Genomic DNA, 13542 nt, shown 5'->3' on the forward strand with positions numbered 1-13542 from the left:
CCTCAAACTACAACATGCCATCGGTCGCGAATTTCTGTGACCCATTTCTGGGCATTCCACTCGTCGTCAAACGGAACTGCGCCTTTTATTCTGGAAAATTTACGTTTTACGTAGTACCCTTGTCCCGGAGGAAGTATTTTTAGGCCTCCTGGACTATTGGAAGATTCAGAAAAAGGAATCCTGAAGAACGATAAATCGTTGGAGTCCAAAGTTCCGAATAAAAATCCGTTCTGTGCAGCCTTGATATCCGTAAACCAGTCGACACCAAATGTCGGGAAATCGGCCGGCACACCGGCAACTACCACATGTACGCCGCGATCCCTTCCTTGTCTGACAATCGCTGAAAGCTGATCCTTAACCGTAAAATCCGTAAGCTGCTTGCTTAAAACATCAGCATCGTCAATCATAAGCAGAATCGCCGGTTCCAGACTATCCTTCGTACGAACCTGAACCCGTTCATAAAGAGTCGAAATCAGCGGTGCCAAATCCTCCTCATTCTCGGCATGTCCACGAACGTGAGGGAGATGGTTCATCCGACTCAGTCCGCTGCTCCCATAACGCGTGTCTACCGTGTAAATCTCCAGCTGATCAGGCGAATTGTGGTAAGCAAGTGATAACATCCAGCTTAGAAGGAATGAAGTTTTACCGCCTTCCATTGGACTCGCCACAATAAAGTGCGGCCCATCATCCAAATGAATGGAAAAAGGCGATAGATCATCTGTCATCACGCCAACAGGGACCTCATAGTTCGCTCTGCCTGAATCTCCGCAGGCTTTTGGTTTGGATGCCTCAAGCAATACGTGAAGTGGTATCCTATCCGGCAGTGATTCAATACTAGGAGCTGTAATACCGTGCCAAGCTTCATGATAAGCGCGAATCTTTTCGCGAAGCGAAGCAGAACGGTCCCCCTCCTCCAGCCCGGGAGCCGGCAATGCTGTCTGGAATTCAAGCGGAGGAACCTGCCCCTTCACCAGTCCTCTTCCCGGAGGAAGTTGACTCGGTGCCTTAGAAGGACGTCCAACAGCATAATAATAATCTGCCGGATCAGCAAGCTCAAACGTAACAGCCTGTGAGATATTGCTACGTACCTTCTCGAACATATCCGAAATCCGATTCGCCGTAATGATGAACGTTATCCCCAGACTGCCGCCTTCACGGAGCAGATATTCCAGAATTTCGTTCTCATCCGGATAAGTATTGCGGAAGTTAAGATAACCGTCAATAATAACCACGTATTGCGGCACAGGTTCACTGCTCCCACGTCTGTAGGAAGCAACCGTCTTGACTCCTGCTTCAGCGATCATGTCCTTACGGACTGCAGCTGTTTTGGTCAGGAAGCGGAATAAGCGCTTGATACGATCCTCTTCCTCAGCATTCATGACGCCCCCGATATGGGGCAGCCCGGCAAAGTCACGCATCATTCGGCCCATGTCCACGATATAGCCATGCCATAGATCCGGATTGTACCGGTTAACCAGCGACATCAGCATGGTTTGAATAAAGGTGGTCTTGCCAAGTCCAGGCATTCCATACACGGCCCAATGCCCTTGTTCCAAATTAAGCATCAGCGGCCTTTGACACTGATTCGGCAGATCATCCACCATTCCCACATATGAAATCAATGTTGACTCGAAGGAGCCTGGAATCCCCTGCCCGCTATCAGGCTGTACACTGCCCAGATCCAGCGTCTCCGGAAGAGGCGGGAGCCATGGACCTTGAAGTCTCTCTATGCCTAGTTGCTTTGCTGTCTCGGCTAAATGATCGATAAACACCTGCAGCTGCTTGGGCACTTCAAGATGTGCCCCTAATGAAGGAGTAGATGCAAGCAGCGGCTCCGTCTTCCCGTTGATTCGGAGCTCGCGAACAACGACTGCTCCAGGGGTATCCTTCTCTTCGATGTAAGGTGCACCGCTCCAGGCAAACTGCATCTCCTCAAACACTTCATCACTGCCTACCTGGAAGTAGCCTCTCCCCGGCTTGTTAATCCAGGCAGCATTTGGAATCTTCAACATGTCACGGCTATCGCCTTCGCTTTGTACCCGAAGACAGATTCGAAAGCGAGAGTTGCTCCAGATCTTATCGTCAACAACTCCTGCCGGCTTCTGCGTAGCAAGAATCAGATGGACGCCTAACGTCCTTCCGATGGCTGCAATGCTGATCAATTCATCCATGAATTCCGGCTGGTCTTTCTTCAGCTGGGCGAATTCATCAATAATAATGACCAGATGAGGAAGCGGCTCCCCGTGCCGGTTGCGTAGGAGTTTGTAATACTCGTCAATATGCTGCAGATTCCCGGCATCGTTTAGTATTTTCTGGCGCCTTACAAGCTCCGCCTTGAGCGACACCTTGGCCCGCTCGATCAGATTATTATCCAGATTGGTTATGGTACCTACAACATGCGGCAAGTTTACGAACGTATTGGACATGCCGCCGCCCTTATAGTCAATAAGCATAAATGCCAGGTCATGTGGATGGAATTCGGATGCCAGCGAGGCAACAATCGATTGAATGACCTCACTTTTCCCGGAACCCGTTGTTCCCGCGATTAACCCGTGAGGCCCATGACCCTGACGCTCTATTTTATCATGGAGATTCAAATTAATCTTTTTACCACCTGCACGCACGCCCATGGGTACGGGTAATGATTCAGGATACCGGTTTTGCTGCCAGCGTCTGCACACATCCAAATCGTCGATTCTTTGAATATCCATCATCTCGAAGAGTGCCAACACACTTGGAATATCGGATGCGGAGGATCGCTTCAGTCGGATGGGGGCCATATACCGTGCCAACGCCTCAACCTGATCCCTGCTAATATGATGGGATTGGAAGGATTGCTTGGAAATAGAACCATCCGGCTTCTTAATCGTGTAAGCTGCCTGTTCACGCTCCACCTCGATGATAAGCTGACAATGCATCGGCAAGCTTTCCTTGCGGTCTGACAAAATGATCGTGACAGCATCAGTCGCTTCGGCATCCTCCAGCAGCAGCGGCAGCAGCGGCTCTTCCTCGATTAATTGAGCAGCAGATAGAATCACGACATAAGCAGGCGTTTCAATTGTTTTCTTCCCATGTTCGGAGCGATTGTTTTTACGCCGGTATAAATGGGTAAATATTTCATCTGCAAGCTGATGAGCATGGCTTCGGCGATCAGCAAGATAACGGCTGGAACGATCATCATCCCATACATGGGGAAGCCAGCGCAGCCATTGCCACTCGCTTGCTTCCTTCTCTTCATAGAATGCAGCGATCTTCACTTCATCAGGAGAATGTCTAACCGTTGTCTGTGCCATCATGACACGCAGCATATTCAGCACATGCTCTCTCCCGCCTACTATTCCAATCACTTTGGATTCGAACAAAGGCAAAGCAATCGAAGCGTCTTCCACCGTCTGAAATTCGGAAGATAACAGTTCGGCGGCCTCAATCAGAGGGTCCTTGTCGTACCCGTCCGCACGGGGAGGCTTCACATGGATGTGGAAGGGGACTTGCCCATGGCCCACGGAGATTTCCAGAAAATCCTTATCTTCGGGAGAACGCTCCCACAGATTACTGCTCCGATTCTTTACGATGTTGTAGCACACATTCGGATCACCATGGATGTCAAACAGGATGTGGACTTGATCCTCCTGCCGCTCCTTCAGTTCTTCACGATGCAAATCCAGCTGAGCCCTATACTTCTCATTTCGTTGGGCCATTTTCTTCTCATAGGTCTTCTTGTTGCTTAGATACATGAAGAAAGGCAGTGTATAGGATGTCAGCATCATAAAGATGGAGAGAATAAAAAAATTGTTACCCCTCCCCATTTTACCGCTCATGCTCATATAGACATAAAAACCAATCGTCACTGCCGTCATAATCACCGGAATAATGATGGCAATCATCGAAAACGACGGTTTGCTCGGCTCGGTTGGAGGTCTCAGAATCTCCATTTCTTCATTCGGCAAAGCCGGTCTTATTCGTGGAGAACGTTGATATAACACGTTCATATTTACTTCCTCCTAATCCAGGGCATCTGAAAAGTACCATTATGTATATTGCTGTTTCAATTAAAACCAATGGGTTACTTACCCAATTTCAACTTTCTTGAAACAACAATCTTCTGCCATAGACAGGAGCCTCTTCTGTTGCCGTTGAGAATGCACGCTGCAAACGAATATAGGAACCTTCTCTTAATCCGGCTTCAACAAGGCTTGACTGATCATTTACGGTAAACCACAAACCTTCCGGAAATTTTGCTTCTAATATATATTGAACACCTTCCCCTGAAGGCTCACGAAAAAGACGCAGTCCAAGCAGCTCATTCAGCCGTTCAACAGAGCATTCATCGGGTACGTCGATATCAAACCAATCATCTTCATTCCGTCCGCTGATCACGGTGAGTATCATCTGGTAACCGCCTTCCCCCAAATGTAATGTCTTATCTGTTTATTCCATATGCAATGCCTAAACACCTATTTCAATAGTTGCAAAAAATAGTTACATTATTGTAATAATATCACCCTAGGGACGGTTCTGTCAATTTGTGTCATATTTCCTATTTCCTATTTTTAAAGCATATCCATTGATTCGGAAGAACCATTTATGTGTTAATTATAGGGGAAATCCTCAATGTCCGCGGGTAAAATACCAGTGTTCACAAAAATGTCACGCTCATAAAAAGTATGCTGATTAATTATATGAATTTAAGGTTATTTTAAGATTGGCAATTTATAATGCAAATATCATGAAAAATCTTTCGTGAGGTGATTGATATGAAAACTCTAATTATGTTCCAAAACAAACCGGTACCCGTTTACTTTACAACGGACAGCAAGCAGCCGGTGCAAAAGGTACTGAAACTGCTAACCAGTGCGCTTGATAATAAAATTCAAACAGGCAAAAAGGCGCTGCAAAAATGCCTCAACTCCCTCATCAGCATTGAAATCGAGGGATCCGAGGCCATTCTCCACAGCAAAAGCGAAAACGATTCTCTTGCGCTATCTCTCTTTTAATAGAGGGGTAGCCCTTTTTTTTGATTCAAGGCTTTATTGTAATCCATAATGGCGCTCTTCGGCGAGCTGCGCTCTCTGAATTCGAATCTGGAACAACTTCAGCAGATTTCTCCGCGTTGTAACCTCCTGGCAATCGTATAACTTTCTTAATATGAACCGATCGATAGACATACCGTACATCCCTCCATTTCCTCACTTGGGAAAAATGTCCTTATGTTCTGATAACTTCTATTAACCGTGCTTTTTCAGAATTAAACGAGACTGCCTTCCTTATACAAAGGTTCCCATGATTCGACCCTTTTTTTTGCAGCTCAATTATTCTTTAGTCAGTACCTTGCATTGATCAGTATTAAATGATATCTTAGTTATCGTAACCACTACTGAATATTAATTACTACCTGATGATTACCACATAATGATGGACCTAGGAAGGGAGGCACTACCGCATGAATGTCAATATTCAATTTAAAAAAGGGGTTCTGGAACTATGCGTATTGGTGTTAATCCATCGAAAGGACCAATATGGCTACGAGCTGGCTCAAGCGGTATCCCGTCACATCGAAGTGGCCGAAGGTGCTTTGTACCCCCTCCTTCGCCGGCTTGTTAATGAAGGTTACTGCACCACCTACCTCCAGGAATCGAATGAAGGCCCGCCTCGTAAATATTATAAGCTGACTGCCAGCGGCGTGACTTATATGAAATCTATGGTAAAGGAATGGCAAACTTTTGTGAGCAATGTAACCAATCTGATTGAGGAAGGGGATTTATATGAATAAGAAACAGTTTATTGCTATTTTGGAATCGCGTCTTTCGGTGCTTCCCCTGGAGGAAGGCCGGGAATTCATAGAGGAAGTGGAGACCCATTTTGATATTGGCATACAGAATGGGCGTACCGAGCAGGAAATCGCCCGGGAACTTGGTGATCCTTTTGAAATGGCCAAGGAAGCGCTAGGTGATCGGTATGTGGATATGGAAACACCTTCGCAGTCAGCCATGAAAAAGACGTCAACCTTCAGCAAATATGCGATTGGAACGGGATTGTTCTTCTGCGCCTTGGTTGCTATTCCTTTTCTTGCTGCACTATGGTCAGGCGGTGTCGCCATTGCATTGGGATCGCTAGTTACGATCCTTAGCCCTGTATTTGTACTGCTTGATTATATGGTTAACGGGACGTTTTATCCAGCCAAACTGTTCCTGTCCATCTCCTTGATCGGAATCGGGATTTTCCTCGGGTATGCCACACGATCCGTTCTGGTTGGATTGATATCGTTAACCTCGAAATACTCCAAATGGAATTCTCGTATGGTGAAAGGTCGTGAAGTGTAGTGAAACGGAAATGGTTGTTCAGTTTGGCTATTGCACTTATATTCATAGGAATTATCGGCATGGCAGCGAACAAGTTCAAATTCGGAGAAGAGCTTATCAGCTACCAGAACAGATGGGACCTCCCAGATTCGGGCAGCTTGAAAAAGATCAAAATAATCAGTGATGCGAAAATGAACTTCGTCTTTGAAGACAGCAGCGAATCTGAAGGTTATATTGCTATCGACGGTACATTGGAACCAAAGCAGGTCGAGATTCTTCAAGCTTTTAGTCCATCTGGCAGTGCAATCGATTTGGATCTGACGCTGCCTGATTCGATCCAGTTTATGAGCGTGGGCTTTCGTTCCCCGAAAGGCAAAGTCACCATCGCCCTCCCTTCCGGGACGAAGCTTGACGAACTCGAATTATCCACGTTATCTGACAACATCCATGTTAGCGGGGCATCCTCCAAGACGGTTTCCATCTCCGCCAAGTCAGGAAACATTGATATGAGCGGTATACGAGCTGAGCAATTAAATGCAGAAACCTATTCGGGCCATATTCGCGGCTCTGATATCAAAGCCTCCACCCGGGTGATCAACTTATCCGGTAATGTTGTAATGAAAGATCTGGAAGGACCTTCGGACATTGAGGTCACTTCCGGCAATGTGAATGTAGGCCTGCTGGGCGTCTCTTCCGTTAATATTCTGAGCAGATCCGGCAACGTGAAAGTGCAGCCCGACCCGTCTTTCCGAGGTTTCTATGACCTTAAGTCATGGACCGGATCCATATCCGCGCCCGAGTCGCTGAAAGAAACAACCGATACCATTCAAGTGCAAGCATACTCTGGTAATATCCATATCGTGCAGGCTAACGCGGTTGACAAACGATAGAAATGAAATATACTATAAATTATAAAGTAAACTACACATCAAGGGGAGTTCTCATACATGTCTAATGTACTATTCGTTAAAGCAAACAACAGAGCAATCGAGCAATCGGTAAGCGTGAAGATGTATCATGAATTTTTGGAATCTTTCAAGGCAGCTCATCCAGAAGATCAAATCACGGAGCTGGATCTCTTCGCCGAGAACCTTCCTTATTATGACAGCACAGCTATCAATGGCATGTTCAAAGCAGCCAAGGGATTCGAAGCTACTCCTGAAGAACAAGCGGCTGCTGCTAATGTCACTAAATATATAGACCAGTTCCTTGCTGCAGATAAGATTGTGTTCGCTTTCCCATTGTGGAACATGACCGTACCTGCTGTCCTGCATACGTATATCGACTACCTGAACCAAGCGGGAAGAACATTTAAGTATACACCGGAAGGCGTTGTTGGCCTTGTAACCGGCAAAAAAGTGATCATCCTGAATGCGCGCGGCGGTAACTACTCCGAGGGACCAATGGCAGCTGCAGAAATGGCCGTCAACTTCGTAATGGGCAATCTTCGTCAGTGGGGTGTACAGGATATCGAGACATTGATCATTGAAGGCCATAACCAATTGCCACATGAAGCGGATACGATTATTTCGAAGGGCCTCGAGCTTGTTAAAAAGGCTGCTGCCAGCTTCTAAACAGCAATTCTTATATAAAACTTGGATCATTATAGATAAGCCACCTCCACTATTTAGACAAGGGGGGTGGCTTTTTACTTGTAAAGCTGTCGCTCCTTCACCGTCCATCCTTTTGTATTGTGGACTGCCCGTCCCTTTTCAGGGCTTCTTCCTGTTCGTTTCACTTTGCGGGACCTGGATTTATCCGTATATTTACTGTAGGATTATTAGTGCTTATAGTTAGCTAATATTATGACAGAAGCATTGACACAATGCTGACCTTAAGGAGGATCACCATGCTCGACGTCTTAATTATAGGTGCTGGCCCATGCGGCCTCTCTGCTGCCATTGAATGCAGCCGTCAAGGTCTCAGCAGCGAGATCATCGATAAACATAACGTAGTTCATTCCATCTATCTCTATCCGACGCATATGCAATTTTTCAGCACGGCAGAAATGCTTGAAATCGGAGATATTCCTTTTACGATTTCTAACGATAAACCATTTCGGCATGAAGCACTGGCCTACTATCGCAAAGTCGCCCAGCATTTTAATCTCAAGATATCCCCATATGAAGAGGCTCTGACGATTACCAAGCAGCCAGATGGCAGTTTTCAGGTGAAAACGCAGCGCCGCGGCGGGGTAGAATCCATTCGACAAGCCAAGCATGTCATCATTGCTACCGGATATTTTGACCATCCGAATTATATTGGCATTCCCGGAGAAGACTTGGAGAAAGTCACTCATTATTTCCGCGAAGCCCATCCTTATGCCGGCATGAAAACTGCGATCATCGGCGGCAGTAATTCCGCGGTAGACGCAGCGATGGAGCTAATCCGTGTAGGCGCGGAAGTTACGATGGTGTACCGGGGCGAAGAGGTTTCGCAGAACATTAAGCCTTGGGTGCGGCCGCTATTCGATAGTCTGGTGCAGAAAGGCCAAATTCAGCTGCATCTGAACTCACGCGTCGTGCAAATCACGGAGACGGCCATCACAGTTCTATCGAATCAAGGACAGGAATCAATCATTGAGAATGATTTTGTACTGGCGTTGACCGGATTCCGCCCTGATCGTAAACTACTTGCCTCCTCCGGAGTGGAACTAAATGAAGACATGGAGAAACCGCTCTTTGATCCGGACACGATGGAAACCAACGTACCTGGACTCTATGTCGCCGGTGTTATTGCATCCGGTCGTAATGCCAATGAAGTATTCATAGAGACAGGCAGGCTCCACGGTCGTCTGATTGCTCAGCATTTGGCCTCAAATAGCTGATACACAACATTTCTCAACCATTTCGGTTGATAGATGTTGTCTTCTTGCGATATCAGAAAGACTCGCGGCTCTCGGTTCTTCTTACTTTCTGATATCTAAAACATAAGGAGTGATCCCCATGGACATAACTTCACTCATCCTGCTGGCTATGGCGGGTCTTGGGATAATCAGCAGCAACACTGCAATTACGGTCGCCATGCTGGTATTGCTGTTCATTCGCGTGACCGGATTTCAACAAGCATTCCCCTGGCTGGAGAAATATGGACTGACACTCGGCGTCATTATTCTCACGATTGGCGTGATGTCGCCGCTGGCCAGCGGCAAAATGAGCCTGCAATCGATCGGCGAATCCTTCCTGAACTGGAAGTCGCTCCTCGCGATCGCTGTTGGCATGCTTGTTGCTTATCTTGGCGGCCGGGGAGCCACACTGATGGGCAGCAATCCAACGGTGGTTGCCGGCCTTCTCGTCGGTACTGTACTTGGTGTAGCCTTGTTCCGTGGTGTCCCTGTAGGCCCGCTAATCGCTGCTGGCCTGCTGTCCTTGCTTATTGGCAAATCGTAGCTGCAGCACTTTCTCTCAGTTTAAAGTTAATACTGGAAGAGCAATAATCTCCCCAAGGGTTTCATGAACTTTTGGGGAGGTTTATTTGTTTTATAATTAGGTCCATATATAGGGATTAGATTACCATTTATAGTCTATTTTATGGTATGATAGCTATCGTGTTTTAGCGGTTCTTCTATGATCCCTTGTAAAATATGATCCACCAGGAGGTAACGCTTTGTCTTCAACGAATACAGAAACGACCGCAGCTCCGCTAAGACAGATGCCTCTGCTGCTCTTCAGGCAATTAAGACCGAAGCAGTGGACGAAGAACCTGTTAATCTTTGCAGCTCCTTTATTTTCATTTGAAACCATAGGCCCCAGATCACTATTCGAAACCATCATCGGTTTCTTCCTGTTGTCCTTCGTTTCCGGCTGTGTATACATTGTGAACGATTATGCCGACCGCGAAGCGGACCGCAACCATCCGGTGAAGAAACACCGTCCTATGGCTTCAGGAGCTCTGCCACCACAGCTAGCGATTGTGTTCGGCGCTCTGCTGCTCATGGTTTCTTTAGCCGTGTCTTATGTACTGAATCCGCTGTTTACCGGCTTATTGCTGCTCTATTTTGCCATGAATGTTGCCTACTCCTTCCGGCTGAAGCATGTTGTCATCATCGACATCATGATTATCGCAGCCGGGTTTGTACTGCGCGCCATCGCAGGCGGACTGGTTATTCATGTCCCATTCACACCTTGGTTCCTGCTCTGTACTATGCTGCTCTCCCTCTTCCTAGCAATCGGCAAGAGACGACACGAGCTTTATCTGCTTCAGCAAGACAAGGGCTCCCATCGTAAAGTGCTGGATCAATATTCGTTCGATTTATTGGACCAGATGAGCAGCATCGTAACCACGGCAACCATCATCACTTACTCGCTGTTTACCTTTACGTCCGGAAGAACCGTCCACCTGATGTGGACCATACCGCTCGTCATCTACGGGATGTTCCGTTATCTTTATCTGATACATATCGAGAAAAAAGGCGGCGCTCCCGACCGGGTGCTTCTGGAAGACACACATATCCTTGTCACCGTGATCCTCTATGTAATTAGCGTCATCGGGATATTGATCTATCTTGAATAATACAGAATGGTTAAACGAGGGAAATCTTATGAAGACGAAATTCGCAATCTTTGACATCGACAAAACGATCATTCACACAGACTCCATGTTTCAATTCTTGAAATTCGGCATACGTAAGAAACCGGCCAGTTCGCCGGTCATCTTAAATGTCGTGCTGCGTTCCCTCTTGTACAAACTGGGGCTCATGCAAGCCGAAAAGGCGAAAAGCGCTTATTTTCATGCTATGCGCCACCTGGAGGATGCCGACCTTAAGCATTTTTACGAAACAGAATTAAAACCCGCTATTTATCCTGATGCGTTGAAGAAAATGCAGGATAAGAAAAGCGAAGGCTATCATGTACTGCTGGTAACGGCATCTCCAGACGCATATATGAGATACTTTGCAGAGCTGCCTTATGTCGATAAGGTGATCGCTACGAAACTATCTGTAAAGAACGGACGCTTTACCTCTATGATCGAAGGAAATAATTGCAAGGGAGAGGAAAAAGTGCACCGAATTCAGCAATATTTAACTGAACAGCAGCTAACCATAGACTATGATTCTTCCTGTGCTTATTCCGACTCTTTGTCCGATCTGCCGATGCTGGGACTTGTCAAACACAAATTTTTGATCAATCACAAATCCGCTCATGGATGCGAGGGTTTAAGATGGAACAGATAAAAGCACAGAGCGCTCCTCGACACCTGGGCAAGCTGTTCATGATCCTGTCGGCTTTTTTGACGGCTACCGGCCAGCTGTTCTGGAAATGGGGACATACCCATCTGCTATACATGGGAATCGGTTTTATCTGTTACGGTCTTGGTGCCATTCTTATGATCAAGTCATTTTCTCTGGAGAAGCTGTCCGTCGCCTATCCTCTCATGTGCATCAGTTATATCGTCGCTCTGTTCTATGGCGATTGGTTTCTAGATGAACCGCTAACCCTGCAAAAACTGGCTGCCGTAGCCCTGCTTGGAATCGGGGTGACTTTAACTTCCTATGAAAAATGACGGGTTTCTATACATACTTCTGCTCCTGATGACTTTGCTGGGCTCCCTGGGCAGCGTGTTCTTCAAGGGCTATACCGCGCGTAAACAACTCAAGCTGCTGCTGATCGGTTTTTTTAGTTATGGATTGGGGGCCTTGCTGAACATTTACCTGCTCGGGAAACTTCCCTACACATTAGTAATGCCGGCCAACGCACTGACGTTCTTATGGGCCCTATTGTTTGCCAAACTGGTATTCAAGGAAACCATCGGGATTCAAAAAATAGCCGGTGTGGCCTTCATCATCTCCGGATTGCTTCTTCTCATCTGGTAAGATGAGCCGGTTAAATTATGGTGGGTACTTATCAAGGAAAGATGGTGGGACGAAAACATGACTTTTTTCAATTATTTATTTCGACATAAAAAAGATAACTACACGGCGATCGGATTAAGCGTATGTTTGGCCTTATGGTACATTTTCATGAATCTTCCATTCGTGAATTATATTAAGGATCATGCTGCTGAGTTGATGCCGCACAGCCCGTTCTACGGGGCGCCTTTTACACTGAACCTGTTTAACTTCGATCCTTCAATGGAATATGGTCCGGAGAACATCTCGATCATTCATCCATTCATTAATTTCCTGACCAGTCCGTTAGTGACGATGATCGGAGGCGTAAACCTCCCCTATCTGCTCATTCAATCCATCTTGAATGCCTTCAGCGCGGCGCTGGTCTATTACATCATCCGCAGAAGCGGTGCGGGCTGGACGCTGTCCCTCGTGACAGCTGCTTTCTTCGGTATTAGCTCCTATTCGCTGTTCACGACACTCATTCCGGATTCATATGCTTATGCGCAGTTTATGATTATCCTCTCAGCTGCATATCTGCATTATTGCCGTATGGAGAATCGTTTTGCTGTCATCCCGAATGCCTTCCTGGCTCTGTTTAACTTCGGTATTACGTCTACGAACGTTGCAACGTTCGCAGGATCGCTGCTGATCAGCCAGTTCGACAGACGGCAAAAGGGTACATTTAAACGTTTCATGATCATCATGCTTGTTTTTCTGGGAATGGCGGCGATCGTTACCCTGCTCCAGCACTTGCTGTTCTCGGGTAAATCATGGATCGGAAATATATTCTCAAGCGTGCAGAACGGTGCACTCGGCTATGTTTCTCCTTTTTCATTCGAGCATCATTCACGAGTCTTCTACATGCTGTTTGTGAGCCCCGTCCTGTCGCCTGAGCTAGCCATGATTGATCCGGGAATCGCAGCCTTTGTAACGAATTTGGCCAAGCCCTATCCGATTCATGTTCACATCGTCGGGCTCGGAATGCTTATACTTGCGATTCTATCCTTCATAAAAGGAATCCAGTCGCGAGATACCTGGGCGTTCAGCATCTATATTCTGTTTGCCATTCTGCTGCATATCATCGTTGGATTTGGTTTGGCTACTTATGCGTATGATCTTTACTTATACGCAGGACATTATCTGTTTGCCATATTTGTGCTTGCCGCGATGTTTATTGCGAGCACGAAGCACCTCCGGATTCAGCAGGCTTTAACTGGTATTATGACTCTGTTCCTCCTAACCACCTTAATAAACAACATCATCTTGCACGGACAGATACTGGATTATATTCAGATGACCTATGACACGGTATTCAAAAATATCCAGAAGTAATCTCTTGAAACATGAATAGACCCGTCCACAATAAACCAGGCCTCTAGGGCCAATCTATTGTGAACGGGTCTTCTTGTCGTT

The 13542-nt window shown here is 46.6% G+C and carries 15 protein-coding genes; 12 read left to right on the forward strand and 3 right to left on the reverse strand.

The features are described 5' to 3' along the window. Positions 1 to 2: 2 nt before the first annotated feature. Together essC and AM231_RS12685 are read right to left on the reverse strand one after the other, a co-directional pair. Complete coding sequence (gene essC, locus AM231_RS12680) at positions 3 to 3989, reverse strand: type VII secretion protein EssC (RefSeq protein WP_054402906.1); 3987 nt, start codon at positions 3987 to 3989, stop codon at positions 3 to 5. Positions 3990 to 4077: 88 nt separating this feature from the next. Further along, the gene (locus AM231_RS12685; RefSeq protein ID WP_053492737.1) at positions 4078 to 4389 is read right to left on the reverse strand and encodes a hypothetical protein; all 312 of its coding nucleotides are present in this window, start codon (positions 4387 to 4389) and stop codon (positions 4078 to 4080) included. A 365-nt stretch (positions 4390 to 4754) separates the two neighbouring features. Between AM231_RS12685 and AM231_RS12690 the strand changes: the two genes are divergently transcribed. Beyond that, positions 4755 to 4994 carry a hypothetical protein gene (locus tag AM231_RS12690; RefSeq protein ID WP_053492736.1) on the forward strand — a complete coding sequence of 80 codons (240 nt, stop codon included), beginning with the start codon at positions 4755 to 4757 and terminating at the stop codon, positions 4992 to 4994. 33 nt (positions 4995 to 5027) lie between these two features. On the opposite strand, the gene AM231_RS29065 is transcribed toward AM231_RS12690, so the two are convergent. Further along, entirely contained in the window at positions 5028 to 5165 is a 138-nt protein-coding gene (locus AM231_RS29065) for a hypothetical protein (RefSeq protein ID WP_165593396.1), read from the reverse strand. A gap of 275 nt (positions 5166 to 5440) precedes the next feature. Here AM231_RS29065 and AM231_RS12695 point away from each other — a divergent pair, with 275 nt between their 5' ends. From AM231_RS12695 to AM231_RS12745, 11 genes are all read left to right on the forward strand, one after another. Then, positions 5441 to 5770 carry a PadR family transcriptional regulator gene (locus tag AM231_RS12695; RefSeq protein WP_053492735.1) on the forward strand — a complete coding sequence of 110 codons (330 nt, stop codon included), beginning with the start codon at positions 5441 to 5443 and terminating at the stop codon, positions 5768 to 5770. Then, positions 5763 to 6320 carry an HAAS signaling domain-containing protein gene (locus AM231_RS12700; RefSeq protein WP_054402907.1) on the forward strand — a complete coding sequence of 186 codons (558 nt, stop codon included), beginning with the start codon at positions 5763 to 5765 and terminating at the stop codon, positions 6318 to 6320. Before AM231_RS12695 ends, AM231_RS12700 begins: the two co-directional genes overlap by 8 nt. Beyond that, entirely contained in the window at positions 6320 to 7189 is an 870-nt protein-coding gene (locus tag AM231_RS12705; protein ID WP_165593397.1) for a DUF4097 family beta strand repeat-containing protein, read from the forward strand. Before AM231_RS12700 ends, AM231_RS12705 begins: the two co-directional genes overlap by 1 nt. A 57-nt stretch (positions 7190 to 7246) precedes the next feature. Continuing rightward, on the forward strand, positions 7247 to 7873 hold the full coding sequence (locus AM231_RS12710; protein ID WP_053492733.1) for an FMN-dependent NADH-azoreductase: 627 nt from the start codon (positions 7247 to 7249) through the stop codon (positions 7871 to 7873). Positions 7874 to 8148: 275 nt separating this feature from the next. Further along, positions 8149 to 9126: a YpdA family putative bacillithiol disulfide reductase gene (locus AM231_RS12715; protein WP_054402908.1), complete on the forward strand. Its 978-nt coding sequence runs from the start codon at positions 8149 to 8151 to the stop codon at positions 9124 to 9126. A 118-nt stretch (positions 9127 to 9244) separates the two neighbouring features. After that, positions 9245 to 9688, forward strand: a complete 444-nt coding sequence (locus tag AM231_RS12720; RefSeq protein ID WP_054402909.1) for a DUF441 domain-containing protein — start codon at positions 9245 to 9247, stop codon at positions 9686 to 9688. A 217-nt stretch (positions 9689 to 9905) separates the two neighbouring features. Then, complete coding sequence (locus tag AM231_RS12725; RefSeq protein ID WP_054402910.1) at positions 9906 to 10811, forward strand: decaprenyl-phosphate phosphoribosyltransferase; 906 nt, start codon at positions 9906 to 9908, stop codon at positions 10809 to 10811. A 28-nt stretch (positions 10812 to 10839) separates the two neighbouring features. Beyond that, a complete protein-coding gene (locus AM231_RS12730) occupies positions 10840 to 11472 on the forward strand; it encodes an HAD family hydrolase (RefSeq protein WP_054402911.1) in 633 nt (210 codons plus the stop codon). Next, a complete protein-coding gene (locus tag AM231_RS12735) occupies positions 11460 to 11801 on the forward strand; it encodes an EamA family transporter (protein ID WP_054402912.1) in 342 nt (113 codons plus the stop codon). The genes AM231_RS12730 and AM231_RS12735 overlap by 13 nt, the downstream gene beginning before the upstream one ends. Then, positions 11791 to 12111 carry an EamA family transporter gene (locus AM231_RS12740; protein ID WP_054402913.1) on the forward strand — a complete coding sequence of 107 codons (321 nt, stop codon included), beginning with the start codon at positions 11791 to 11793 and terminating at the stop codon, positions 12109 to 12111. Before AM231_RS12735 ends, AM231_RS12740 begins: the two co-directional genes overlap by 11 nt. A 57-nt stretch (positions 12112 to 12168) precedes the next feature. Next, positions 12169 to 13461: a DUF6080 domain-containing protein gene (locus tag AM231_RS12745; RefSeq protein ID WP_054402914.1), complete on the forward strand. Its 1293-nt coding sequence runs from the start codon at positions 12169 to 12171 to the stop codon at positions 13459 to 13461. Positions 13462 to 13542 lie beyond the last annotated feature (81 nt).

Source organism: Paenibacillus solani, assembly GCF_001277345.1.
Classification (GTDB): domain Bacteria; phylum Bacillota; class Bacilli; order Paenibacillales; family Paenibacillaceae; genus Paenibacillus_AQ; species Paenibacillus_AQ solani.